Origin of the sequence: Pseudomonas sp. BN102 (assembly GCF_029871245.1) — a bacterium.
GTDB lineage: Bacteria > Pseudomonadota > Gammaproteobacteria > Pseudomonadales > Pseudomonadaceae > Metapseudomonas.
In genome coordinates, this window is record NZ_SSON01000035.1 from 26,591 (window position 1) to 51,580 (window position 24,990).

Sequence of the window (24,990 nt, forward strand, 5' to 3'; positions counted from 1 at the left end):
GCGCGATGAGTGCGCTGCCGGGTAGGCAGCGCAAGGAATGCATCAAGCCAGCTCGGCCACTACCGCGGCCAGGGCTTTAGCCGGATCGGCGGCCTGGCTGATCGGGCGGCCGATCACCAGGTAGTCGGAGCCGGCATCCAGGGCCTGGCGCGGGGTAAGAATGCGGCGCTGGTCGTCCTGGGCGCTGCCGGCCGGGCGGATACCCGGGGTCACCAGTTGCAGGCGCGGGTGGGCGGCCTTGAGCGCGGTGGCTTCCTGGGCCGAGCAGACCAGGCCGTCCATACCGGCCTTCTCGGCCAGGCCCGCCAGGCGCAGCACCTGTTCCTGGGGCTCGATGTCCAGGCCGATGCCGGCCAGGTCCTCGCGCTCCATGCTGGTCAGCACGGTCACGCCGATCAGCAGCGGCTTGGGCCCGTTGAACTTGTCCAGGGTCTCGCGGCAGGCCGCCATCATGCGCAGGCCGCCCGAGCAGTGCACATTGACCATCCACACGCCCATCTCGGCGGCGGCCTTCACCGCCATGGCCGTGGTGTTGGGGATGTCGTGGAATTTCAGGTCGAGGAACACCTCGAAGCCGCGGTCACGCAGGGTCGAGACGATCTCCGAAGCGCAGCTGGTGAACAGCTCCTTGCCCACCTTGACCCGGCACAGCTTGGGATCCAGCTGGTCGGCCAGCCGCAGGGCGGCTTCGCGGGTGGGGAAGTCGAGGGCGACAATGATCGGCGTCTGACAGGCGGACATGGGGCAATCTCTTACGAATCGGAAACGGCGCGCATTGTAGCGGAAGCCGGCGCGCGCCGCTGCCTTACACGATGTGGTCCAGGGCGAAAGCGGTCATGAATCCCGCCAGGGTGATCAGCCCGGTCCAGGCATGGGTGCTCTCGAAGGCTTCGGGGATCAGGGTGTCCACCAGCATGCAGAGCACCGCCCCCGCCGAGAACCCCAGGGCAAACGCCAGCCAGTGCGGCGGCAGCTCGGCGAACAGTCCCGGCCCGGCCATGGCCGCCAGCCCGGACAACAAGGCGATGACGCCCCAGAGGCCGAACACCAGAGCGCCGCTACGTTTTTCCTCGCGCAACCCGGCGGCACTGGCGAGGCCCTCCGGGAGGTTGGCGAGGAAGATGGCCACCAGCATCAACAAGCTGACCTCGCCGCCATCCAGCAGCCCGAGCCCCAGACCGAGCGACTCTGGAATGCCGTCGAGGAAGGCGCCGACTGCGATCATCAAGGCAACCATGCCGCTGCCGCTCTTGCTCCGATGGTGCTGCTCCAGCCGGTCGATGTACTGGCTGGCGAGGACAAAGATGGCGCCACCGGCCAGTAGCCCGGCCATGGTCGGCCAGAGACCGCCGATGCGTTCCGCCTCAGGTATCTGCCCGAAGCACAGAGCCGCCACCAGCACGCCGCTGCCATAAGCCATGATCGAAGCCACCACCTTCTGCGGCAGCTTCACCAGGAAACCGACCGCCGCGCCGATGAGCAGGCTGCTGGCGGCCAGCCAGCCCCAGAGGCCGGCCTGGAGGGTGACGGGGATCTGCATCGAATCCTCCTTGATGGGAGCTGAGAGCAGCCAGCAATAGCCACTTCTCCGCCCCTAGGCTGCCGGAATGTTCCGGAAAAATCGCCAGCCCGGTCCGAATCAGCTGCGGCCAAGGCCAATTGGGGCCCGCCTGCCCAGATCTCCCAACGGATCGAATGATTCTCGGGAACGTGGAAAGGCGCGCACAATCGAATAGAGTAGAGGCCCTTCCCGGAGGAGATCATCATGCCTTGGTATGCCTGGCTGATACTGGTCCTGGCCATCGGCTCCATAGTCGGTAGCCTGATGCTGTTGCGCGACACGGCGAAGAAGCTGCCGCTGACTGAAGAACAACTCAAACGCATCCACAAGCGCAATGCCGAGATGGATGCCAAGGAAGCCAAGGACCGCTGACCCGTGTCTCCCGAAATCCGCACTGCGGCATCGCCACAGCGAGGCGCCATGCCGCTCCATCTGCAACTGCTGTTTCCGTTGATCGTCCTGGCACTGGGCCAGGGGCTGGGCGGCATCGAGGTCAGCGCCCTGCTGGCCGGCGTCGCTTATACCGGCTGGGTCTTCGCCGAACGTCAACTGCCGACGCGGCTCTGGCTGCCAGTCACCCTGCTCTCTTCCGTAGCCTTGGCCGCCCATCTGCTGCCGGGCTTCAGCCCCCTGCCGCTCGGCGAAGCCCAGAAGCTGAGCCCCGATGCACCGCCTTACGCCCTGCGCCTGTCCTGGGACAAGCTGCTGGTAGGGATGGCCCTGTTGGCCTGGTGGCTGGGCCGCCCCGCGCAGCCGGCGCCTTCGCCGCACCGTGCCTGGATAGTGGTGCTGGCAACTCTGCTGCTGGTGCCACTCCTGGCCATGGGCCTGGGCCTGGTGGGTTGGCAACCAAAATGGCCAGCGCTGATCTGGGAATGGCTGGCGGTCAACCTGCTGGTCACCGTCCTGGCTGAGGAGCTGGTATTTCGCGGGTTACTGCAGCCGGCGCTGGTTTCGAGGCTGGGCGCGCGCAATGGCATCCTGCTCACGGCGGCGCTGTTCGGTGCCGTCCACCTGCCCTTCAGCCCGCTGTTCGCGGTGCTGGCGGGCCTCGCTGGCCTGGGTTACGGCCTGGCCTTTTACTCCAGTGGCCGGCTATCGGTTGCGGTCGCCCTGCACCTGTCGGTCAATCTCTGCCATCTACTGCTGCTGAGCTATCCGCTGCGGCTGGGCTGACCACCACTCCGTAGCGGCCGAAGATCCGCTGCAAGTCACCATGGGCGCGGAGCCGGTCCAGCAGCTCGGAAAATTTCGCGGCACGGATCGGCGCTTCCGGCCGCAGCAAGGCGTAGTGGAGGTAGCGCTGGTCCAGCCGCTCACTGGCGAGGAAACTGCCGGACTGCTTCGGGTTGTGCTCCAGGTAGGCGTTGAAATAAGAACGGGTCACCAAGGCGATATCCGCCCTCCCCCGCAGCAGCATGAGCAGGTTGCTGTCATGGGAATAGGTGAGCTGGGCGTTGAACTGTCGCTGGAGGAACTCGGGGTCGGCATTGAAGCCGGCGAAGCCGTAGTGGTAGCCGTTGTAGAGCGCCAGGCGCTTGCCGGCCAGAGCGTCGAAGAATTGCTGGGTGCGCCCGGGCTCGGCCTTGGCGACGAAGATCTCCGCATCTTCCAGGCCCAGGTCGATGCGCGCCCCGGGAATGCCCTGCCATCCCCAGTCGGGGTTCTCGAATACCGCCAGGTCGATGCGTCCTTCCTGGAAATCCCGGAAGCGTCGGGGAATGGCAGTGGGCCGCATGACGAATCGGTAGTCCGCCTGCAGACCATTGAGCGCGTCGAGCAATTCTGGCAGCAGGCCGCTGGCTTCGGCAGACTCCGGCTTGATCACATAAGGCGGGAAATGCGCTCCGGCGACCTGCACGGTCTGCGCTGCCAACACCGGAGTGGAGAACAGCGAAACCACGGAGAACCATAACACCCCCAGGGAAACGCCCCTGCAACCTTCCATGCCACCACTGCTCCCTGCAGATTTCTGTCAGCTGGCCCGCAACCTACGACAAAGTGCCACTACACCCCAAGCCGCGCGCCCCTGACGTGATAGAGATCACGCTTTTCAGACGTCCTTGATTACCAGCGATAGGGCCTGCTCCGCCAGTTCATCCAGGCTCATCGGCCCCTCAGGACGGAACCAGGTGGTGGTCCAGCTCAGGGCCCCCGTGAGGAAACGCCGGAGGATGAAGGGGTCGGCCGTGAAATAGCCTTCGGCCCGCGCCTCGCCCAAGACTCCCAGCCAGATCTGCTCATAGCTTTCGCGCAACTGGAGGATGTAGTGCTGGCTCTCCTCGGACAACGATCGCCATTCGTAGACCAGCACCGCCATGGCCTCTCCAGTACCGCCCATGATGGACTGCAACTCGCAGCGGATCAGCGCCAGCACCCGCTCGCGCAGGTCACCGGCTTCAGCCAGGGCCGCGCGCATCATGGCGGTGTTGTAGAGGACGGTCTCCTCCATCACCGAGCGGAGGATCTCATCCTTGCTCTTGAAGTGATGGAAGATGCTGCCGGACTGGATGCCCACGGCGCTGGCCAGGTCGCGCACCGTCGTGCGTTCGTAGCCCTTGCTGCGGAACAGGTGGGCGGCGGTCTGCAGCAGCTTGCCCCGCGCACTGTCAGGGTCGGTGATCTGGCCACTGGCCACCAGTTCACGCATCACCGCCTGGGCTTTTTCGTCGTCAAGGCTCATCTGAATCCCCGCTGCGCTTAGCCATCCAACTTAAGAATGGTTCGCAAGTCTCTGTCTTGATTAACGAAATTTATGCTGGGCGATGCGCCCAAGCAAGCGCTCGGGTAAAAAAGAGCATATTCGGCACTTTTCAACCAAGCGCTTGCTTGGTAGTGTTGAGCGCATCTTCCCTCAGTGCTGCGGACCACTCCAATGACAAGAACCGTACGCATCGGCTGCGCCTCCGCCTTCTGGGGCGACACCTCCACCGCCGCCGCCCAGCTGGTGCAGGGCGCTACGCTGGACTACCTGGTATTCGATTACCTGGCCGAAATCACCATGTCGATCATGGCCGGCTCCCGGCTGAAGAGCCCGGACGCCGGCTACGCCACGGACTTCATCGAAGTGCTGACGCCGCTGCTGCCGAGCATCGCAGAAAAGAAGATCCGCGTGATCAGCAATGCCGGCGGGGTCAACCCAGCGGCCTGCGCCGCCGTCCTGGCAACCGCCTGCGAGAAGGCCGGTATATCTCTGAAGATCGCCGTGCTGCATGGCGACAACCTGCAACCCAAGCTCGGTGAACTGGCCAAAGCGGGCATCCGCGAGATGTTCAGCGGTGCCCCACTGCCGCCCATGTGCGTTTCGGTCAACGCCTACCTGGGCGCGCCGGGCATAGTGGCCGCCCTGGAACAGGGTGCCGATATCGTCATCACCGGCCGGGTGGTGGACAGCGCGGTGGTCAGCGCCGCCATGGTCCACGAGTTCGGCTGGGCCTGGAGCGACTACGACAAGCTGGCCCAGGCCGCACTCGCCGGCCACCTGATCGAGTGCGGCGCCCAGTGCACCGGCGGCAACTTCACCGACTGGGAGTCGGTGCCGGATTACGAGCACATCGGTTTCCCCATAGTCGAGGTCGAAGCCGATGGCAGTTTCTGCGTGACCAAGCCGGAAGGTTCCGGCGGCCTGGTCACGCCTTTCTCGGTCGGCGAGCAGATGCTCTACGAGATCGGCGACCCGCGTGCCTACTTGCTGCCCGACGTGGTCTGCGACTTCACCCGGGTGGCCCTGGAGCAGGCGGGCCCGCATCGCGTGCGCGTGCTGGGCGCCCGCGGCCTGCCACCGACTCCGCAGTACAAGGTCAGCGCCACCTACCCGGACGGTTTCCGCTGCACTGCCAGCTGTCTGCTGGCCGGCATCGATGCGGTGAAGAAAGCCGAACGGGTCAGCCGCGCCATCATCGCCAAGACCGAGGAACTCTTCGCCGAGCGCGGCTGGGGCCGCTACCGCGAGGTTAACGTCGAGCTCCTGGGCAGCGAAGCCACCTACGGTCCTCACGGCCAGCGCAAGGACAGTCGCGAAGTGGTGATCAAGATCGCCGTCAGCCACAGCCGCAAGGAAGCCCTGGTGCTGTTCTCCCGCGAGATCGCCCAGGCCGCCACCGGCATGGCGCCGGGCCTGACCGGCATAGTCGGCGGCCGTCCGACCGTCTACCCGGTGATCCGCCTCTTCTCCTTCCTGGTGAACAAGTCCGCCTGCCAGTTGGAAGTGGAACTGGACGGCCAGCGCCGCGCCACCGAGCTGCCGCAGGTCGACAGCTTCGATGTCACCGCCCTGGCCGACGACCTGGCCCCGCCGCCGACCGCAGGCCAAGCCAGTGCCAGCGTGCCCCTGGTGAAGCTGGCCGTGGCCCGCTCCGGCGACAAGGGCAACCACAGCAATATCGGCGTCATGGCACGCCGGCCCGAGTACCTGCCCTGGATAGCCGAGGCCCTGACCCCGGAGGCGGTGGTCGACTGGATGGATCACGTGCTCGACCCGCAGTTGGGCCGCGTGGCGCGCTGGTACCTGCCGGGCAGCCACAGCCTGAACTTCCTGCTGGAAAACGCCCTCGGCGGCGGCGGCGTCGCCAGCCTGCGCATCGACCCGCAAGGCAAGGCGTTCGCCCAGCAACTCCTGGAATTCCCGGTGCCGGTGCCCCAGGCCCTGGCCGATAGTCTGCAATGAATGACACGGCACCCGGCTCGTAGGAGCCAGCTTGCTGGCGAACCGCACCGCGCCGAGTTTCGCGAGCAAGCTCGCTCCTACGAAGAGCAAGGCGCGGATAACGCATCCCCGACGCGACAGACGGAAGGACGACAAGAATGAGCTACGACTCGGTATTCAAACCCGGCCTGTTCAGCGGCCAGACCATCATGGTCACCGGCGGCGGCAGCGGCATCGGCCGTTGCACCGCCCACGAGCTGGCGGCGCTGGGCGCCCATGTGGTGCTGGTCGGGCGCAAGCCGGAGAAACTGGAAAAGACCGCCGGCGAGATAGTCGAAGACGGCGGCAGCGCCAGCTGGCAGGCCTGCGACATCCGCGACGAGGACGCGGTCAAGGCCATGGTCGCGGCGGTACTGGGCGAACGCGGCGCCATCCACCACCTGGTCAACAATGCCGGCGGCCAGTACCCCGCCCCGCTCGCCTCGATCAACCAGAAAGGTTTCGAGGCCGTGGTGCGCACCAACCTGGTGGGCGGCTTCCTGGTGGCCCGCGAGGTGTTCAACCAGAGCCTGAGCAAGACCGGCGGCAGCATCGTCAACATGCTCGCCGACATGTGGGGCGGCATGCCCGGCATGGGCCACTCCGGCGCCGCCCGCGCCGGCATGGAGAACTTCACCAAGACCGCCGCCGTCGAGTGGGGCCACGCCGGGGTGCGGGTCAATGCGGTGGCGCCCGGGTGGATCGCCTCCAGCGGCATGGACACCTACGAAGGCGCCTTCAAGGCCATCATCCCCACACTGCGCGAGCACGTGCCGCTCAAGCGCATCGGCAGCGAATCGGAAGTGGCCGCTGCCATCGTCTTTCTGCTCTCCCCCGGCGCGGCCTTCATCAGCGGCACCACCATTCGCATCGACGGGGCCGCCAGCCAGGGCAGCCGCGCCTTCCCCCTGGCCAAGGCCAAACCGGGCCAGAGCCGCGCCTACAACGGTTTCCACCGGGCCTACCTGCCCGATGTGCTGAAGGACCAGGAGTAACACGATGGCCGTGATCCAATCCGAACTCGACGTCCTGGGCGAAGACTTCGCGAACAACCGCGAGGCCATGCTCGCCGCCGTGGCCAGCTTCCGCGAGATCGAGCGGAAGGTGCTGGACAAGGCTGCCGAGGCCAAGCCGAAATTCGACAAGCGCGGCCAGCTGCTGCCCCGCGAGCGCCTGAACCTGCTGCTGGACCCCGGCAGCCCCTTCCTCGAGCTCTGCTCCCTGGCTGGCTACAAGCTGCACGACGACAAGGATGGCACACAGGCCGGCGGCGGCATCATCGCCGGCATCGGCTATATCGCCGGCATCCGCTGCCTGGTCAGCGCCAGCAACAGTGCAATCAAGGGCGGCACCATCTCCCCAACCGGGTTGAAGAAGACCCTGCGCCTGCAGCAGATCGCCGTGGAGAACAAGCTGCCCCTGGTGGCCCTGACCGAAAGCGGCGGCGCCAACCTCAACTACGCCGCGGAAATCTTCGTCGAGGGTGCGCGCGGCTTCGCCAACCAGGCGCGGATGTCCGCCATGGGTCTGCCGCAGATCACCGTGGTGCACGGCTCCAGCACCGCCGGCGGAGCCTACCAGCCGGGCCTGTCCGACTACGTGATCGTGGTGCGCGGCAAGGCCAAGATGTTCCTCGCAGGTCCCCCATTGCTCAAGGCCGCCACCGGCGAAGTGGCCACGGATGAGGCACTGGGTGGCGCCGAGATGCACGCCCAGGTGGCCGGCACCGCCGAATACCTGGCCGAGAACGACGCCGACGGACTGCGCCTGGCCCGCGACATCCTCGCCATGCTGCCCTGGAACGCACAGCTGCCGGCCAGCACGAAACGCGCATGGCGTGAGCCGTTGTACAGCGCCGAGGAACTGCTGGGCGTGGTCCCGGCGGACCCGAAGAAGCCCTACGACGTGCGCGAGATCATCGCCCGCATCGCCGACGGCTCGGAATTCCTCGACTTCAAGAATGAGTTCGACAGCCAGACCGTCTGCGGCCACTTGCGTATAGAAGGCCGCCCCTGCGGCCTGATCGGCAATAACGGACCCATCACGCCCCAGGGCGCGGCCAAGGCGGCGCAGTTCATCCAGCTGTGCGAACAGGCCAATGTGCCACTGCTGTTCCTGCACAACACCACCGGCTTCATGGTCGGCACCGAGTCCGAACAGCTGGGCGTGATCAAGCACGGCTCGAAGATGATCCAGGCGGTGGCCAACGCCCGCGTGCCCAAGCTCACCCTGGTGGTGGGCGGCTCCTACGGCGCCGGCAACTACGCCATGTGCGGCCGCGGCCTGGATCCACGTTTCATCTTCGCCTGGCCCAACAGCCGCACCGCGGTGATGGGTGGCGCCCAGGCCGGCAAGGTGCTGCGCATCGTCACCGAGGAGAAGCACGCCAAGGAAGGCAAGGAGCCCGATCCGAAGATGCTCGACATGCTGGAGCAGGTGACCGCGCAGAAGCTCGACAGCCAGTCCACCGCGCTCTATGGCACCGCCAGCCTCTGGGACGACGGCCTGATCGACCCCCGTGACAGCCGCCGGCTGCTGGGCTATTTGCTGGATATCTGCGCCGAGGCGGAGCAGCGTCCGCTCAAGGCCAACAGCTTCGGCGTCTCTCGTTTTTGACCGTAGGTTGGCGCAGAGCGAAGCGAAGCCCAACAAGACCCAGTTCGATCCGATCAGGAGAACAACAACAATGATCTTCACCCAGGAACACGAAGAACTCCGCCGCACCGTGCGCAATTTCGTCGACAGGGAGATCAACCCTCATGTCGACCAGTGGGAAAAGGAAGGCCGCTTTCCCATCCACGAGATTTTCAGGAAGGCCGGCGAGCTCGGCCTGCTGGGCATCTCCAAGCCGGAGAAGTTCGGCGGCATGGGCCTGGACTACAGCTACTCGATAGTCGCCGCCGAAGAGTTCGGCACCATCCACTGCGGCGGCATCCCCATGGCCATCGGCGTGCAGACCGACATGTGCACCCCGGCCCTGGCACGCTTCGGCTCCGATGAGCTGCGCGAGGAGTTCCTCCGCCCGGCCATCGCCGGCGAGATGGTCGGCTGCATCGGCGTCTCGGAAGTGGGCGCCGGCTCCGACGTGGCGGGCATGAAGACCACCGCCCGCAAGGACGGCGACGACTACGTGATCAACGGCAGCAAGATGTGGATCACCAACTCGCCCTCCGCCGACTTCATGTGCCTGCTGGCCAACACCTCGGACGACAAGCCTCACGTCAACAAGTCGCTGATCATGGTGCCGATGAACACCCCCGGCATCACCCTCAGCGCCCACCTGGACAAGCTCGGCATGCGCAGCTCCGAGACCGCCCAGGTGTTCTTCGATAACGTCCGCGTGCCGCAGCGCTACCGCATCGGCCACGAAGGCGCCGGCTTCATGATGCAGATGCTGCAGTTCCAGGAGGAACGCATGTTCGGCGCGGCCAACATGATCAAGGGCCTGGAACACTGCGTGGACGTCACCATCGACTACTGCAAGGAGCGCAAGACCTTCGGCAACGCGCTGATCGACAACCAGGTGATCCACTTCCGCCTGGCCGAGCTGATGACCGAGATCGAGGCCCTGCGCGCCCTGGTCTACCAGGCCGTGGAACTCTACGTCAGCGGCAAGGACGTCACTCGCCTCGCCTCCATGGCCAAGCTCAAGGCCGGCCGCCTCGGCCGCGAGGTCACCGACGCCTGCCTGCAGTACTGGGGCGGCATGGGCTTCATGTGGGACAACCACGTCTCCCGCGCGTACCGCGATACCCGCCTGGTGTCCATCGGCGGCGGCGCCGACGAGATCATGCTGGGCATCATCTGCAAGCTGATGGGCATCCTGCCCGGCAAAAAGAAAGGCTGACCCCACGACACGCTGATGAGGACACCGGCATGAGTAAATTGCCGAACTGCGAAGCCCTTCTGCTGGAACAGGCCGGCGGCGTGCTGCACATCACCCTCAACCGGCCGGACAGCCGCAATGCCATGAGCCTGGCCATGGTCGAGGAACTGAGCGCGGTGCTGGCCGCCGTGCGCGATGACGCAAGCGTGCGCGCCCTGGTGCTGCGCGGTGCCGGCGGGCATTTCTGCGCCGGCGGCGACATCAAGGACATGGCCAGCGCACGAACCACAGGCATCGATGCCTACCGCGCGCTGAATCGTGCCTTCGGCAGCCTGCTGGAAGAAGCCCAGGCTCAGCCCCAGGTGCTGATCGCCCTGCTGGAAGGCGCGGTGCTCGGCGGCGGCTTCGGCCTGGCCTGCGTCTCGGATATCGCCATCGCCTTGCAAGGCGCCCAGTTCGGCCTGCCGGAAACCAGCCTCGGCATCCTGCCGGCGCAGATTGCGCCCTTCGTGGTCAAGCGCATCGGCCTGACCCAGGCCCGCCGCCTGGCCCTCACCGCCGCCCGCTTCGACGGGCAGGAGGCCCTGCGCCTGGGCCTGGTGCACTTCGCCGAGATGGATACCGCCGCCCTGGAACAGCGCCTGGCCGACAGCCTGGAACAGGTCCGCCGCTGCGCTCCCGGCGCCAATGCCCGGACCAAGGCCCTGCTGCTGGCCACCGAAAGCGAACCCCTGGGCCCGCTGCTGGACAGCGCGGCAGAGCAATTCGCCCTGGCCGTCACGGGGGCCGAAGGCGCCGAGGGCACCCTGGCCTTCATGCAGAAGCGCAAACCGAACTGGGCGGAGTGACAGCCGCCCGCACCGAACATTCCCCCTCTTCCTCGAGGAAGAGGGCCGGGGAGAGGGGAAAAGACCCATGCCCAGCTTCAACAAGATCCTGATCGCCAACCGAGGCGAGATCGCCTGCCGGGTGATGCGCACCGCCCAGGCCCTCGGCTACCGCACGGTCGCGGTCTACAGCGAGGCCGACTCCGATGCGCGCCACGTGCAGCTGGCGGACGAGGCGGTCTGCATCGGCCCGGCCCCGGTCGCCCAGTCCTACCTGTCGATCGACGCCATCATCGACGCCGCTCGCAGGACCTGCGCCGACGCCATCCACCCCGGCTACGGTTTCCTCTCCGAAAACGCCGACTTCGCCCGCGCCTGCGAAGCGGCCGCCATCACCTTCATCGGCCCGACCGTCGAAGCCATCCACCTGATGGGGAGCAAGCGCCTGTCCAAGCTGGCCATGCTGGAGGCCGGCGTGCCCTGCATTCCGGGCTATGAAGGCGCCGAACAGGACGACGCCACCCTGGCGCGCGAAGCCCAGCGCATCGGCTACCCGCTGATGATCAAGGCCAGTGCCGGCGGCGGCGGGCGCGGCATGCGCCTGGTCGAGGAGCCCGACCAACTGCTGGCGCAACTGCGCACCGCCCGCTCCGAAGCACAGAACGCCTTCGGCAGCGCCGAGCTGATCCTCGAAAAGGCCGTGATCGAGCCGCGCCACGTGGAAATCCAGGTATTCGGCGATCAGTTGGGCAACCTGGTCTACCTGGGCGAGCGCGACTGCTCGGTGCAGCGTCGCCACCAGAAGGTCATCGAAGAAGCGCCCTGCCCGGTGATGACGCCCGAGCTGCGCCAGGCCATGGGCGAGGCGGCGGTGAAGGCCGCGCGCACCGTCAACTACGTTGGCGCCGGCACGGTGGAATTCCTGCTGGCCGCCAGCGGCGCCTTCTACTTCCTGGAAATGAACACCCGCCTGCAGGTGGAGCACCCGGTGACCGAGCTGGTCACCGGCCAGGACTTGGTGGCCTGGCAGATCATCGTTGCCGAGGGCCTGCCGCTGCCGCTCGAGCAAGACGAAATCAAGCAGAATGGCCACGCCATGGAAGTGCGGCTCTATGCCGAGGACCCGGCCGCCGGTTTCCTGCCCCAGACCGGCCAGGTGCTGCGTTGGGAGCCGGCGGAGGTGGATGGGATCCGCATCGACCACGGCCTGGTGGAAGGCCAGGCGGTCACGCCCTTCTACGATCCCATGCTGGCTAAGGTCATCGCCTGGGGCGCCACCCGCGACGAAGCCCGGCGCAAGCTGGCGCGGGCGGTGGAGGACTGCGTGCTGCTGGGGGTCAAGGGCAACCAGCGTTTCCTCAGCAACCTGCTCAGGCACCCGCATTTCGCCGCCGGGGAAGCCACCACGGCCTTTATCGGCGAACAATTCGGCAGCGATGCCAGCCTGAGCCCCCAACCGATCTCGCCGGCCGAACTGGCCATCGCCGCCACCCTGCTCTACCAAGCTTCGGCCAGTGCCAACGCCCACCAGGGCGGGCTGGCCGGCTGGCGCAGCGCCGGCAATGCGCCCTGGCGCCTGGTGCTGCGCCAGGGCGAGCAGAAGCACGCGGTGGAGCTGGCCGTACACGACGCCGGCCAGCAGCCGCGCCTGCTGGCCAGGGTCAGCTCAACGGAAATCGCCATCCGTCTGTTACGCGCCGATGGCCGCTGGGCGGTGGTGGAGCTGGACGGCATCCGCCGCCGCATTGCCTACCATCAACAGGCACAGCAGCTCTGGCTGTTCGGGCAGAACGGCGACCTGGAACTGCAGGACGTCACCCATGAGCCGGTCGGCAGCCAGGGCGGCGCGGGCTCGGGCACGGTCAAGGCGCCCATGGATGGCGCGATAGTCGAGGTGCTGGTGAGCGAAGGCGAGCGGGTCGGCAAGGGCCAGCTGCTGGTGGTACTGGAAGCCATGAAGATGGAGCACCCTCTGAAGGCCGGCGTGGACGGTGTGATCCGCCGCGTCCAGGTCACCCGCGGCGACCAGGTGAAGAGCCGCCAGCTGCTGGTGGAGGTGGAAGAAGCCTGACGCTCCCGGCAGCCCTAATGGGAGCGAATTCATTCGCGAAAGGGCCGCTACGCGGCCCCCAAGGAACAACAACTATCAGGAGAACGCGCATGTCACTGTCCGGCAAAACCCTGTTCATCACCGGCGCCAGCCGCGGCATCGGCCGTGAGATCGCCCTGCGCGCCGCGGCCGATGGCGCCAACATCGTCATCGCCGCCAAGAGCGCCGAGCCCCATCCCAAGCTCCCCGGCACCATCTTCAGCGTGGCGGAGGAAGTCCAAGCCGCTGGCGGCAAGGCCCTGCCCATGCAGCTGGATGTGCGCGACGAGAACGCCGTGCGTGAGGCCATGGCCAAGGCCGCCGCGCACTTCGGCGGCATCGATGCACTGGTCAATAACGCGGGCGCCATCCGCCTCACGGGTGTCGAGCACCTGGAACCCAAGCGCTTCGACCTGATGTACCAGATCAACACCCGCGCGGTGATGGTCTGCAGCCAGGCCGCCCTGCCCTACCTCAAGAAAAGCGCCGGCGGCCATATCCTCAACCTGTCGCCGCCGCTCAACCTGGCGCCGAAATGGTTCGCCCAGCACGGCCCCTACACCGTCACCAAGTACGGCATGAGTATGCTCACCCTCGGCATGAGCGAGGAGTTCAAGAAGTACGGCATCAGCGTCAACTCGCTGTGGCCGCAAACCATGATCGCCACCGCCGCCATCGAGTTCGAACTGGGCAGCCGCGAAGCCTTCAAGCGCGCCCGCACCCCGGCGATCATGGCCGATGCGGCCCACGCCATCCTCGCCAGCCAGGGCCGCAGCATCACCGGGCGCCTGCTGATCGACGAAGAACTGCTGCGCGAACAGGGCCAGACCGAGTTCGAGCAGTACCGCTTCGACCCGCAGGGTGGCTCGCTGGTGCCGGATCTGTTCCTGGACTGAGGCAGGGTCTTGGGCGGTGAACCTGTAGGGGCGAATGAATTCGCCCCTACAAGAAATCGGCCCCAACCATTTGCCCATCTGCCCGGCCACCAACGCGCCAGGGTCATGGCGGGGCCCTGCGCCCCGTCCTAGAGTGAGGCCATGCCTGCGTACAACAACGACAACACGCGAGAACCATGAGCCAAGCAGAACTGATCTCCCCGCTGCGTTTCATCGCCCGCCTGCCGAGCAACCTGCCGCGCCTGCCGCGCATGCTGCTGGGCCTCTACTACACCGGCATCCGCAACCGCGAAAAGGCGCTGTCCCTGGGCTGGGCCCTGGAGCGTGCGGCACGCCTGTACCCGCAGCGCCCAGCAGTGATCGACGAGCGGCGCCGCCTCGGCTATGCCGAGTTCAATGCCTGGTGCAACCGCCTGGCCCACGCTCTGAAGGCCGAAGGCGTAACCCATGGCAGCGTGGTAGCGGTGATGCTGGAAAACCGCATCGAAGTGCTGGCGGCGCTGGGCGCCCTGGCCAAGCTCGGGGCCATCGCCGCCCTGGTGAACACCACCCAGCGCGGCAAGGTGCTGAGCCATAGCCTGAACCTGGTCAAGGCCCGTCATTTCGTCGTCGGCGAGGAGCTGCGTGAAGCCTTCGAGGAAGTCCGTTGCGAGCTGGAGGATGCCCGCCACTGTTACTGGGTCGCCGACGGCGACAGCCTGGCCGGTCCCGCTGATGCCCCGCCCGGCTGGCGGAACCTGATGCGCCTCGCCCTGGGGCAGCCGGAAAGCAACCCGGTGGAAACTGGACGGATACGCCTCAAGGATGCCTGCTTCTACATCTACACCTCGGGCACCACCGGCCTGCCCAAGGCCTCCATCCTCAGCCACGGCAAATGGATCAAGGCCTACGGCGGTTTCGGCCACTCGGGTCTGGGCCTTACCGAGCGCGACGTCTTCTACTTGACGCTGCCCTGCTACCACAACAACGCTGTCACCGTGAGCTGGGCCTCGGTGCTGGCCGGCGGCGCCGCCATCGCCCTGCGCCGCAAGTTCTCCGCCAGCAACTTCTGGAAGGACGTGGCGCAATACCAGGCCACCTGCTTCGGCTACATCGGCGAGCTTTGCCGCTACCTGCTGAACCAGGCGCCCTGCCCCGAAGAGCAGGGCAATAGCCTGACCTGCATGATCGGCAACGGCCTGCGCCCATCGATCTGGGCGGAGTTCAAGGAGCGCTTCGGCATCGAGCGGGTGATGGAGTTCTACGCCTCCAGCGAAGGCAACATCGGGTTCACCAATGTGTTCAATTTCGACAATACCGTGGGCTTCTCCCCCGCCACCTTCGCCATGGTCCGCTACGACCTGGAGAACGACCGTCCCTTGCGCGACCACCGCGGCTTCCTCGAGGAAGTGGCCACGGGCGAGCCGGGACTGCTGATCAGCGAGATCAGCCCCAAGTGGCCCTTCGACGGCTATACCGACCCGGCCAAGAGCGAAGCCGTGGTCCTGCGCGATGTGTTCAAGAAGGGCGATGCCTGGTTCAACACCGGCGACCTGATGCGCAGCATCGGCTGCAAGCACGCGCAGTTCGTCGATCGCCTGGGCGACACCTTCCGCTGGAAGGGTGAGAACGTCTCGACCACCGAGGTCGAGAACGCCCTGGGGGCCTTCCCCGGGGTGGAGGATGCCGTGGTCTATGGCGTGGAGATTCCCGGCACCAACGGCCGCTGTGGCATGGCGGCCCTGCGCCTGGCCCACGGCGCGCATTTGGACCGGGAGGCGCTGGCCGTCCACCTGGACCGCGAACTGCCGGCCTATGCCGCGCCGCTGTTCGTGCGCCTGCTGGAGGAAGTGGAGACCACCGGGACCTTCAAGTACAAGAAGACCGACCTCAAGCGGGAAGCCTACAACCCGGAAGCGGTCAGGGCCCCGCTCTTTGCCCGCCTGCCCGGCGACCAGGCGTTCCGGCCACTGGATGGCGAGATCTACCAGGCGATCCAGCGCGGGGAGTACCGCTTCTGAGGGATGTGGGCAGCCGGGCTGGTTTCTTGTCGGCTGGCACTGGGCCTGGGAAGCACAACGTGACGGGCTGGACCGTTGGGCTTCGCTCGGCTCGCGGAACGCTGCCCGGCCCAACCTACAGCCAGTGCGCCTTAGCGCTTGAACTCGAACTGCAGCTCGGCACCCTCGACCGAGTGCCAGGCGTCAGCTTCCCGCTCGTTGGTGATCAGCTTGCCATTGAGCCCGAAGGAGTTCTCTGCGGGCTTATCCGCGAACAGCTGCGGCAGCACGGTCTGGCCCCGCACATCGTCCTTGGCGTCGCCCGGCTCCAGCTGAATGACCAGGTCCTTGGGCAGGCTGAGGTCAAGCTTGGCATTGGGCAAGTGTGCCTTGACCGTGGTCAGCGTCTCCTTCGGCCCGATCGGCGCCGGGGCCGGCGGCACCAGTTTGGGGGCCGGTGCGGGCGGAGGCGGCATGGGCTTGGGATCGGCGGCCGGGACAGGCTCCACCGGCGGCGCCGGGACGTCGGCGGGGGCCGGTGGGGCGGGCGGCGGGCTGGAGGAGACTGGGGGCGGTGCGGGAGGCGCCCCGGGCTTTGGCGGCGCTTCCTTGTCGCAGGCCACCAGCAGGGTCAGTGCCAGGCAGGCACAAACAAGACGAATCGGATGCATGGACGATCAGGGTGAAGTCAGTAATGGCGCCATGCTCTACCTTCGCCAGCCGTGAGGCAAGCGTCGCGCGACCGCTGTTAGCGGTCACGCTCGAACTCGCGCAGTTCGGCGACGATATCCCGCTGGGGAAAGCGCGCCTGCAACTCATCCAACAGCTTGTGCGCTTCCTCGCGCTTGCCCGCCTCTTGCAGTGCCAGTACCCGGCGCAGGCTGGCCTCCGGTTCCCCAGGCGGTGCCGACTTGGCCAGCTCCGCCTTGGGTGAAGTTTCCTCCTCCAGACGCAGCGGCTCGGTCTGTCGCTCCTGCAGCTCGGCGCTGCTATCGGCCATCGCGGACGCCTTCTTCTCCGTCTGGGCTGGCGGGCTGGCGTAGGTCGCTGGCGCCGCCCTGGGCATGGGCGCCGCCGCTGGCGCCGGCGCGGAAAGCGGCGCGACGCTGGACGGGGGAGCATCGAAGCGTTCCTTGGCCTCTTCCTGGGTGCGCAAGGTCAGGCTCAGGCCGATTCCCAGGCTGGCAAAACCGGCAATGGCCACGGCCCAGCGCTGCCGGCCCCCAACCCCGAACAGCCAGGCATGCAGGCGCTCGCCGAAGGAGGGACGATGCGCCGCCCGGTTCTGTTCCGCCTGGGCCGCCGCCGCGGCGAGGATGCGCTGGTCCAGCGCAGCAGACGGCTCTTCCTGGCTGTGCCGGCGGTAGTGTTCGAGCAGGGCCTGTTCCATATCGTCCGGCTTGTGCGGGTCTCGGTTCATGCGGATACCTCCTCGGCCGCGGCCGGGTCGGCCAGCAGCCGACGCAACTTCTGCAACGCATAGCGCAAGCGGCTCTTTACCGTCTCGGCGGGCGTGCGGGTGAGTTCGGCGATCTCGTGCAGCTCCAGGTCGCCGTGGGCACGCAGCAGGAAGACCTCACGCTGCTCGCCCGGCAGTTCCTCCAGTGCCGCGCGCAGGCGCTGCTGGTCCTGGCTCAGGGCCAGCTCCTGCTCGGGGTCCGGGCTGCTGCCCGGTAGCGCCTCGCCGTGCAGGGCTTCGTCGAAGGCTTCTTCGCGGCCCTGCTGGCGACCATGCTTGCGCCAGTGGTCGATCAGGCGGTTGCGGGCGATCTGGTAGAGCCAGGTCTTGAAGCTGGCCTGGCCGCGCTGTTCGGAGGCGCTGCGGATCAGGTTCAGCCAGGTTTCCTGGAAGATTTCCTCGGCCAGGGCACCGTCGCCGCAAAGACCGCAGAGAAAACGGTAAAGGCCGAGGCGATGGCGCGCGTAGAGCACGCCAAAGGCCTCGGCATTGCCGCTGCGGTAACGCCGCAGCAAGGCGGCGTCGTCATCCGTGAGGATCGGGTTCACGTCATTCCTTCCGCGCTTGGGATGGGGCGGGAGTTTGCAGGCTTTGGGCGAGTTCCACCAGTTGCACGAATTCGCCGCGCAGGCCGAAGCGATCCTCGCCACGGGCGTTGCGGGCCAGGCGGGCGCTGTCGGCCAGGCCGAACTCGCCGGTGTACTGGCCGCCCTTGAGCTGCTGGGCGAAGGCCGCTACGGACGCTGCGAAGCGCAAGTCTTCGCTGGCATCCTGCAGGCTGGGTACCTGGCCGGCCGCGATCGGGCGCTCCAGCAGGCGGCTCTGCTCGCTTCCCGGCGCCTTGTAGCGCACCCGCAGCCAGGCCAGCTCGCCGGATTTGGCGTCGGCTTTGGCGGCCGCCTGGTAGCGCAGCGGCTCCAGCCAGCCCTTGGCACCGGCTGGGACTATCTCGTAGAGCGCGGTGATGGTATGCCCAGCGCCGATTTCACCGGCGTCCACCTTGTCGTTGCTGAAGTCCTCGCGCTTGAGGGCGCGGTTCTCGTAGCCCAGCAGCCTGTATTCGCTGACCTCGGCCGGGTTGAACTCCAGCTGCAGCTTCACGTCCCTGGCCACCACGGACAGGGTGGAGCCGAGCTGGTCCACCAGCACCTTGCGCGCCTCGCGCAGGTTGTCGATGTAGGCGTAGTTGCCATCGCCGGCATCGGCCAGTTGCTCCATCAGCCGCTCGTTGAAGTTGTCCACGCCAAAGCCCAGGGTGGTCAGGGACACCCCGCCCTTGCGCTTCTGCGCCGCCAGTTGCTTGAGGCTCTCGAAATCACTGATGCCGACGTTGAAGTCGCCATCGGTGGCCAGCAGGATGCGGTTGATGCCATTCGGGATCAGCCCCTTCTGCGCCTCGGCGTAAGCCAGCTGGATGCCCGACTCGCCAGCCGTCGAGCCACCGGCGCTGAGCTGTTCGATGGCGGCGCGGATCTTCGCCTTGTCGCTGCCGGGCGTGGAGTCCAGCACCACCCTCGCCTCCCCGGCGTAGGTCACCAGGGATACGCGGTCCTGCGGGCGCAGCTGGTCCACCAGCAGCTTGAGGGTGCCCTGCACCATGGGCAGCCCTTCGCGCCTGTCCATGGATCCGGAAACGTCCACCAGGAACACCAGGTTGGCCGGCGGCAACTGGTCGAGGCTGCGGTCAGAGGCCTTGATCGCCACCCGCAACAGGCGGGTCTGCGGGTTCCAGGGAGTCTGCGCCAGCTCGATGCCGATGCCGAAGGGCACATCGCCCTCCGGCAACGGATAGCTGTAGGGGAAGTAGTTGACCATTTCCTCCAGACGCACCGCGTCGGCCGGCGGTAGCTGGCCGCCATTGAGGAAGCGCCGCACATTGGCGTAGCTGCCGGTATCGACGTCGATGCTGAAGGTGGAAACTGGCTCGCTGGCCACCGCGTGCACCGGGTTGTCGGCCATGTGCTGGTATTGCTCGCGGGGCACGTCGCGGTAGCCCGGCAGGCCGGAGTCCGGCATGGACATGGGCATGGGCGCGACCATCGGCATCTGCCGGGCTTCGGCAGAGTAGTCGGCGCGCTTGGCCAGTTCGGCCGGCGCGCTGGCCTTGCGCTCCTCGCGCAGCTCCGGTTCGGGCTGGTTCACCACTGGCGCGTCCTCGCGCTTGCCGGCGGGCGGCGCGGAGGCATCCTGGGCGCTGCAGGCCGCCAGGACCAGCAGCAGGCCGGCCGTGAAACCGGCGGCGAGGGGTTGTTGCTGAAGGAAGTTATGGCTGGACATGGACGCCTCCTGGGAACGAATGAGCCATTCGCACCAGTAGACGGACGCCCTCCATTGAACGGGTTAAGGCTGCGCTGATTTCCTGTGGGGCTGCCTTGCAGCCCTTGGCGAATGAATTCGCCCCTACAGGCCAGCCTCCTGGCAGAGCTGCTTGGCCAGCATGCCGAGGGTCATGATGGCGCGCTCGGCCTCGCGGTTCCACGGGATGCCGCAGTTCAGCCGCACGCAGTGGTTGAACTGCTCGGTGTTACTGAAGATCAGCCCCGGGGCGATGCTGATGCCCTGCTGCAGGGCGCGTACATGCAGGTCTTTGGTGTTGACCTTGGCCGGCAGGCTGATCCAGAGGATGAAGCCGCCGTTCGGGCGGGTCATCTGGGTCCCCTCGGGGAAGTACTGCTGCACCCCCAGCTGGAAGGCGGTGAGGTTCTTCCGGTACTCCTGGCGGATATAACGCAGGTGCCGGTCGTAGCCGCCGTTCTCCAGGTAGGCGGCCACGCCCATCTGGGTGACGCTGCACGCCGAGTGAGTGCTGAAAGTCTGCAGGCGCTGGATCTCCGCCTGGTACTTGCCGGCGATCATCCAGCCGATGCGCACGCCCGGCGAGAGGGTCTTGGAGAAGCTGGAGCAGTAGATCACCCGGTCGTCCAGGTCGTAGGCCTTGATGGCCTTGGACGGCCCCTGGTCGAACATCAGCTCGCCATAGATATCATCTTCGATGATCTGGATATCGAAGTCCGAGGACAGGCGCAGCAACTGCTTCTGGCGCTCCTCGGGAATGGTCCCGCCCAGCGGGTTGCTCAGCCGCGCGGTCAGCACCAGGGCCTTGATCGGCCACTGGTTGGCGGCCAGCTGCAAGGCTTCCAGGCTGATGCCAGTGGTCGGGTCGCTGGGAATCTCGATCACTTTCAGGCCAAGCAGGTCGGCCAGTTGCAGCAGGCCGTAGTAGGTGGGCGACTCGGTGGCGATCAGGTCACCCGGGTGGGTCAGTACCCGCAGGCTCATCTGCAGGGCATCCACACAGCCGTGGGTGATCACCACTTCGCTCGGGTCCACCACCACGCCGGCATCGCGCATGCGGATCGCCACCTGGCGCCGCAGCGGCTCGAAGCCGGGGCTGAACATGTAGCTGAACGCACGCGGGCTGTGGAAGCGGGTGACCTTGGCCAGTTGCTGGTGCAGGGTGCGCACCGGCAGGTAGTCGACATGGGGCACCGCCGCACCCAGGGGGAACACGCCTTCGCGGCGCGACTCGGCCAGGACCTGCTGGATGATGCTGGCGCGGGTGACCAAACCAGGCCGCTCGACCCGGGCGATGTCGGGGGTAGGCGCGGTCAGGGCTGGCGTCTGGTGCACATAGAAGCCGGATTGCGGACGGGCGCGGATCAGGCCCTGGTCCTCGAGGCTGGCATAGGCCTGCAGCACGGTGGCGTGGCTGACACTGAGTTGGGAGCTGAGCTTGCGCACCGAAGGCACACGTTCACCCGGCTGATAGACGCCACGGCGAATATCATCGGCCAGCTGCTGGGCGATGCGCTGGTAGAGCAACAGATTGGTCATGACGGTGGCACCTGTATCACTGAACCGAAACACTATCGGAAGACTGCAAAACTGCACCGGTACAGATCAGAAAATTGTGGGCGATACAGCGCTATTGTCCAGAAACGAAAAAGCCCCGGCGCCGAATGGCAACCGGGGCTTCCCTGTCACCCCTCAGCGCGCCGGGCCGAGCTCGCCCTTGTCATTGGAGAAGAGGATCTCTACCCGGCGATTCTGCGCCCGGCCACGGTTGGAGGCGTTTTCCGCCACCGGATGGGCCTCGCCGTAGCCCTGGACCTGGATGCGCTTGGCGTCGATGCCGAGGTCGACCAGGGCATCGGCCACCGCCTGGGCACGGTCGCTGGACAGCCTGAGGTTGTCCTGTTTCTTGCCGCTGCTGTCGGTGTAGCCCTCGATGCGCACGATGCGCCGCGGGTTCAGCTGAAGGAACTGAACCAGCTTGAGCACGGTGCGGTTGGCCGAGGCCTTGAGGTCGGCGCGGCCGGTATCGAAGAGTACGTCGCCCAGGGTCATCACTAGGCCACGGTCGGTTTCGGTCGCGGCCAGAGCGATCATCTGCTCCTCCAGCCACTTGCCCTGCTGCTGGACGCTGAGCAGCTTGGCTTCGCGCAGCGCCAGTTGCAGGCGCTCGCGCTCCAATTGCAGCTTGGCCACGCGAGCCTGGTTCTGACTCTGCTCGCCGTGCTGGGTGGCGATCTCGCTGTAGCGCTGGCTGAGGTAGGCGTAGTGAACGACGTCGGCGTCGTTGCCCAGGTAGCTGGACAGCCGCTCGGCGCGGGCCAGGGATTCGCCGGCACGGATCACGTCCTTGGGTGCGCTGCTGAGGACGTTCTGGTCCTCCTTGACCTTCTGGAACATCTGCCGGGCCTGCTCCAGGTTTTGTTCGGTCGCCTGCTGGTTGGCGCAGCCGCCGAGCAATCCGAGGCTGAGCAGCAGGCCGAGACTCAATGGGTGTTTCGACTTCACTGAACGTCCCCCAACTGCTTGCGCAGGCGATTGATCCGCGCGGTCAGCTCGGCCAGTTGGTCCAGGCTCTTCTGGGTCAGCACCTTGGCTTCGGCCAGTCGCGCATCCAGCTCGGCTTCTTCGGCCAGTACGCGAGCACGCTTGTAGTCCTGCTCGCCCATGTTCTTCTCGGCCAGGGCGAGCTTTTCCTGTGCGAGCTTCATTTCCTCGATCTGCTCGGTAGCGCCTACGGCCGTGGCCTGCTCCACCGCCTTCTGGGTCAGGCGCATCTGCTCTATTGGCGCCGGGTCGTTGGCGCAACCGGCCAAGGCCAACACGGCCAGGCCGGCAGCAAACAGGGGTGTCTTGCTCACTAGAAGTTTCCTAATCATTCGGGGGTGCTGACAGGCTGCATCTGCAGCGTCTTCCAGCGTTCCAGGTTGCGCTGCAGCAGGGTTTCCGGCACCCCGGCGGCGACCAATTCTGTCATTTTTTTCGCGAGCTGTCCGCGCAGCCACGGGTCGTTGCACGCCGAGTTGTGGGACAGGGTCAGGTAGAGACCTTCGCTGGATATCGGTGGTTCCAGGGCCACCAGATCGTCGGCCATGCCCAGGGTGTCGGCCAGGACCAGGCCCGGGTAGCGTTCGTAGAGTACGTACTCGGTGCGCTCCAGCAGGAGCTTCTGATAGGCCTGGGTCAGGCTGGGGACTTCCTCGAGTTTGAGGTTCTCCTTCGCGAAGCGGTCGAAGGCCTCGCCGAAACTGTTCTTCACCAGGGTGCCGCCAAGATGGCTGCGCAGGTCGTCCCATCCGCTATAGGGGAAGGGCTTGTCGCGCTTGACCCAGACCATGCTCTGGGTCTGAAGGAAGGCCGGGTGGACGTAGTCCATGGTCTCCAGACGCGGCAGGGTGAGGAAAGCGCCGGCGATCAGGTCGACCCGGCCGGTACGCACCTCGTCCTGGGCACGGGACCAGGGGCCGGTGTAGATGACTTCCACCTTCAGGCCCAACTCCTTGGCGATCTGCTTGAGCAGGTCGGCGTTGGCGCCTATCAAATGCTTGGGATTCTCCGGGTCGCGCCAGAGATAGGGGGGATACTCGGGATTGCCGGTTGCCACCAACCGCTCGCACTTCCCGGCGGCCTGACCCAGCCCGGGCAGCAGGCAGAGCACGAGGAGCAGGGAGGAAAGGCGAAATCGGCTTGGCATCTGAGGTTTCCCGAACTGGACATTCGATTGGCCGCGCAAACGGGCGGCATCGCCTGGGGCGAGCTTCATGCTAGCGTACAGGCGAATGCAAGAACTATTCGCGATAAGGTGGGCCATGAAGAAATTTCTCATCGCAGCCGTCACTCTCCTGACAGCTGCGGCGGCAACCCTCTACTTCTCCCCCGCGGCGCTGACGGCGAGCGTGCTGCTGGTGGAACGCCAGCTCGCCGGCCTGTCTGAACGCCAGGTCGCGCTGGGCGATCTTAGCATCCATTACTACGAGGGCGGCCCGGCCAGGGGCGAAACCATCCTGATGATCCACGGTTTCAGCGCCAACAAGGACAACTGGCTGCGCTTCGCCCGGCACTTCACCCAGCGCTACCACGTCGTAGCCCTTGACCTGCCCGGCTTCGGCGACAGCGACAGGCCCGCCGGCAGCTACGACGTCGGCACCCAGGCCGAGCGCCTGGAGTCCTTCATCAAGACCCTGGAGCTGGGCAGGGTGCATCTGGTTGGCAACTCCATGGGCGGCCATATTGCCGGACTTTTCGCCGCCCGCTACCCCAACCAGGTGCGCAGCCTGGCGTTGTTCGACAGCGGTGGCGTGAAGGCGCCGAAGCCTAGCGAACTGTTCCGCCTGATCGAAAGCGGCCAGCCCAACCCGCTGGTGGTGAGGAGCGCCGAAGACTTCGAGCGCATGCTGGCTTTCGTCTTCGTTGAGCCGCCTCCCCTCCCCGCCTCGGTCAAGGCCTACCTGGCCGAAAAATCCCTGGCCAACCAGGCCCACTATGACGAGGTGTTCCGCCAGCTCCGTGAGCGTTACATCCCGCTGGAGCCGGAATTGCCCAGGATCGAGGCCCCTACCCTGCTGCTCTGGGGCGATCGCGACCGGGTGCTCGATCCTTCCAGCATCGAGGTGATGAAGCCGCTGCTGAAAAGACCCAGCGTGGTGGTCATGGAGAATTGCGGCCATGCGCCCATGCTCGAGCGCCCGGAGGAAACCGCCCTGCATTACCAGGCCTTCCTCGACGCCAGCGGCAACTGAGGCGCAATAAAAAACCCGCTCCGAAGAGCGGGTTTTTTGTACGGCAGGCCGGGGAAGCGCTATTACAGCAGCTTTTCCAGTTCCGGGATGGCTTCGAACAGGTCAGCCACCAGGCCGTAGTCGGCGACCTGGAAGATCGGCGCCTCTTCGTCCTTGTTGATCGCGACGATCACCTTGGAGTCCTTCATGCCGGCCAGGTGCTGGATGGCACCGGAGATGCCCACGGCGATGTACAGCTGCGGCGCGACGATCTTGCCGGTCTGGCCGACCTGCATGTCGTTCGGCACGAAGCCGGCGTCGACCGCGGCACGGGAAGCACCGACAGCGGCGCCCAGCTTGTCGGCCAGGGCGTAGAGGTGCTTGAAGTTCTCGCCGTTCTGCATGCCACGACCGCCGGAAACGACGATCTTGGCCGCGGTCAGTTCCGGACGGTCGGACTTGGCCAGCTCTTCGCCGACGAAGGCGGACTTGCCGGCGTCAGTGACGGTGCCCACGGCTTCGATGGCAGCGGAGCCGCCTTCGGCAGCGGCGGCATCGAAACCGGTGCCACGCACGGTGATCACTTTCACGGCAGCGGAGGACTGCACGGTGGCGATGGCGTTACCGGCGTAGATCGGGCGCTTGAAGGTGTCGGCGCT

The 24,990-nt window shown here is 66.3% G+C and carries 24 protein-coding genes; 11 read left to right on the forward strand and 13 right to left on the reverse strand.

The window, feature by feature from the left end:
• Nucleotides 1-42: 42 nt before the first annotated feature.
• Together pyrF and E8F12_RS05535 are read right to left on the reverse strand one after the other, a co-directional pair.
• Nucleotides 43-741, reverse strand: coding sequence for an orotidine-5'-phosphate decarboxylase (gene pyrF, locus E8F12_RS05530; protein ID WP_280324283.1), 699 nt, complete (start codon nucleotides 739-741; stop codon nucleotides 43-45).
• Between the two features lie 64 nt (nucleotides 742-805).
• Complete coding sequence (locus tag E8F12_RS05535) at nucleotides 806-1,540, reverse strand: hypothetical protein (protein WP_280324284.1); 735 nt, start codon at nucleotides 1,538-1,540, stop codon at nucleotides 806-808.
• Nucleotides 1,541-1,765: 225 nt separating this feature from the next.
• Between E8F12_RS05535 and E8F12_RS05540 the strand changes: the two genes are divergently transcribed.
• Entirely contained in the window at nucleotides 1,766-1,933 is a 168-nt protein-coding gene (locus tag E8F12_RS05540) for a DUF2897 family protein (RefSeq protein WP_280324285.1), read from the forward strand.
• 48 nt (nucleotides 1,934-1,981) lie between these two features.
• Nucleotides 1,982-2,737 (forward strand): CPBP family intramembrane metalloprotease, encoded by a 756-nt coding sequence (locus E8F12_RS05545; RefSeq protein WP_280324286.1) that lies wholly within the window; start codon nucleotides 1,982-1,984, stop codon nucleotides 2,735-2,737.
• Here E8F12_RS05545 and E8F12_RS05550 read toward each other — a convergent pair.
• Both E8F12_RS05550 and E8F12_RS05555 read right to left on the reverse strand, forming a co-directional pair.
• Nucleotides 2,688-3,509: a transporter substrate-binding domain-containing protein gene (locus E8F12_RS05550; protein WP_280324287.1), complete on the reverse strand. Its 822-nt coding sequence runs from the start codon at nucleotides 3,507-3,509 to the stop codon at nucleotides 2,688-2,690. The genes E8F12_RS05545 and E8F12_RS05550 overlap by 50 nt on opposite strands.
• 105 nt (nucleotides 3,510-3,614) lie before the next feature.
• Nucleotides 3,615-4,244: a TetR/AcrR family transcriptional regulator gene (locus E8F12_RS05555; protein ID WP_280324289.1), complete on the reverse strand. Its 630-nt coding sequence runs from the start codon at nucleotides 4,242-4,244 to the stop codon at nucleotides 3,615-3,617.
• Between the two features lie 192 nt (nucleotides 4,245-4,436).
• Between E8F12_RS05555 and E8F12_RS05560 the strand changes: the two genes are divergently transcribed.
• The 8 genes from E8F12_RS05560 (at nucleotide 4,437) to E8F12_RS05595 (ending at nucleotide 15,883) form a co-directional block, all read left to right on the forward strand.
• Entirely contained in the window at nucleotides 4,437-6,227 is a 1,791-nt protein-coding gene (locus E8F12_RS05560) for a DUF1446 domain-containing protein (RefSeq protein ID WP_280324290.1), read from the forward strand.
• Nucleotides 6,228-6,364: 137 nt separating this feature from the next.
• Nucleotides 6,365-7,240 carry an SDR family oxidoreductase gene (locus tag E8F12_RS05565; RefSeq protein ID WP_280324291.1) on the forward strand — a complete coding sequence of 292 codons (876 nt, stop codon included), beginning with the start codon at nucleotides 6,365-6,367 and terminating at the stop codon, nucleotides 7,238-7,240.
• A 4-nt stretch (nucleotides 7,241-7,244) separates the two neighbouring features.
• Complete coding sequence (gene atuC, locus E8F12_RS05570) at nucleotides 7,245-8,861, forward strand: geranyl-CoA carboxylase subunit beta (RefSeq protein ID WP_280324292.1); 1,617 nt, start codon at nucleotides 7,245-7,247, stop codon at nucleotides 8,859-8,861.
• A 70-nt stretch (nucleotides 8,862-8,931) separates the two neighbouring features.
• Nucleotides 8,932-10,092: a citronellyl-CoA dehydrogenase gene (gene atuD, locus E8F12_RS05575; protein ID WP_280324293.1), complete on the forward strand. Its 1,161-nt coding sequence runs from the start codon at nucleotides 8,932-8,934 to the stop codon at nucleotides 10,090-10,092.
• 29 nt (nucleotides 10,093-10,121) lie between these two features.
• Entirely contained in the window at nucleotides 10,122-10,919 is a 798-nt protein-coding gene (gene atuE, locus E8F12_RS05580) for an isohexenylglutaconyl-CoA hydratase (protein ID WP_280324294.1), read from the forward strand.
• A 67-nt stretch (nucleotides 10,920-10,986) separates the two neighbouring features.
• Nucleotides 10,987-12,969 (forward strand): geranyl-CoA carboxylase subunit apha, encoded by a 1,983-nt coding sequence (gene atuF, locus E8F12_RS05585; RefSeq protein WP_280324295.1) that lies wholly within the window; start codon nucleotides 10,987-10,989, stop codon nucleotides 12,967-12,969.
• A gap of 89 nt (nucleotides 12,970-13,058) precedes the next feature.
• Nucleotides 13,059-13,883: an NAD(P)-dependent oxidoreductase gene (locus E8F12_RS05590; protein ID WP_280324296.1), complete on the forward strand. Its 825-nt coding sequence runs from the start codon at nucleotides 13,059-13,061 to the stop codon at nucleotides 13,881-13,883.
• Nucleotides 13,884-14,059: 176 nt separating this feature from the next.
• Nucleotides 14,060-15,883, forward strand: coding sequence for a long-chain-acyl-CoA synthetase (locus E8F12_RS05595; protein WP_280324297.1), 1,824 nt, complete (start codon nucleotides 14,060-14,062; stop codon nucleotides 15,881-15,883).
• Nucleotides 15,884-16,014: 131 nt separating this feature from the next.
• Here the strand turns inward: E8F12_RS05595 and E8F12_RS05600 are convergent, their stop codons facing one another.
• The 8 genes from E8F12_RS05600 to E8F12_RS05635 all read right to left on the reverse strand — a co-directional run bounded on the left by E8F12_RS05600 (nucleotide 16,015) and on the right by E8F12_RS05635 (nucleotide 23,307).
• The gene (locus E8F12_RS05600) at nucleotides 16,015-16,533 is read right to left on the reverse strand and encodes a hypothetical protein (RefSeq protein WP_280324298.1); all 519 of its coding nucleotides are present in this window, start codon (nucleotides 16,531-16,533) and stop codon (nucleotides 16,015-16,017) included.
• A 77-nt stretch (nucleotides 16,534-16,610) separates the two neighbouring features.
• Nucleotides 16,611-17,282, reverse strand: coding sequence for a hypothetical protein (locus E8F12_RS05605; protein ID WP_280324299.1), 672 nt, complete (start codon nucleotides 17,280-17,282; stop codon nucleotides 16,611-16,613).
• Nucleotides 17,279-17,869, reverse strand: a complete 591-nt coding sequence (locus E8F12_RS05610) for an RNA polymerase sigma factor (RefSeq protein WP_280324300.1) — start codon at nucleotides 17,867-17,869, stop codon at nucleotides 17,279-17,281. Before E8F12_RS05610 ends, E8F12_RS05605 begins: the two co-directional genes overlap by 4 nt.
• A gap of 1 nt (nucleotide 17,870) precedes the next feature.
• Nucleotides 17,871-19,598, reverse strand: coding sequence for a VWA domain-containing protein (locus E8F12_RS05615; protein ID WP_280324301.1), 1,728 nt, complete (start codon nucleotides 19,596-19,598; stop codon nucleotides 17,871-17,873).
• A 123-nt stretch (nucleotides 19,599-19,721) separates the two neighbouring features.
• A complete protein-coding gene (locus E8F12_RS05620; RefSeq protein WP_280324302.1) occupies nucleotides 19,722-21,155 on the reverse strand; it encodes a PLP-dependent aminotransferase family protein in 1,434 nt (477 codons plus the stop codon).
• A 153-nt stretch (nucleotides 21,156-21,308) separates the two neighbouring features.
• Nucleotides 21,309-22,121: an OmpA family protein gene (locus E8F12_RS05625; protein WP_280324303.1), complete on the reverse strand. Its 813-nt coding sequence runs from the start codon at nucleotides 22,119-22,121 to the stop codon at nucleotides 21,309-21,311.
• Entirely contained in the window at nucleotides 22,118-22,474 is a 357-nt protein-coding gene (locus tag E8F12_RS05630) for a DUF4398 domain-containing protein (protein WP_280324304.1), read from the reverse strand. The genes E8F12_RS05625 and E8F12_RS05630 overlap by 4 nt, the downstream gene beginning before the upstream one ends.
• A gap of 14 nt (nucleotides 22,475-22,488) precedes the next feature.
• Nucleotides 22,489-23,307: a transporter substrate-binding domain-containing protein gene (locus E8F12_RS05635; RefSeq protein WP_280324305.1), complete on the reverse strand. Its 819-nt coding sequence runs from the start codon at nucleotides 23,305-23,307 to the stop codon at nucleotides 22,489-22,491.
• A gap of 115 nt (nucleotides 23,308-23,422) precedes the next feature.
• Here E8F12_RS05635 and E8F12_RS05640 point away from each other — a divergent pair, with 115 nt between their 5' ends.
• Nucleotides 23,423-24,352: an alpha/beta hydrolase gene (locus E8F12_RS05640; protein ID WP_280324306.1), complete on the forward strand. Its 930-nt coding sequence runs from the start codon at nucleotides 23,423-23,425 to the stop codon at nucleotides 24,350-24,352.
• A gap of 62 nt (nucleotides 24,353-24,414) precedes the next feature.
• Here E8F12_RS05640 and E8F12_RS05645 read toward each other — a convergent pair.
• A partial coding sequence (locus E8F12_RS05645; protein WP_280324307.1) for an FAD-binding protein occupies nucleotides 24,415-24,990 on the reverse strand: 576 nt, incomplete at its 5' end.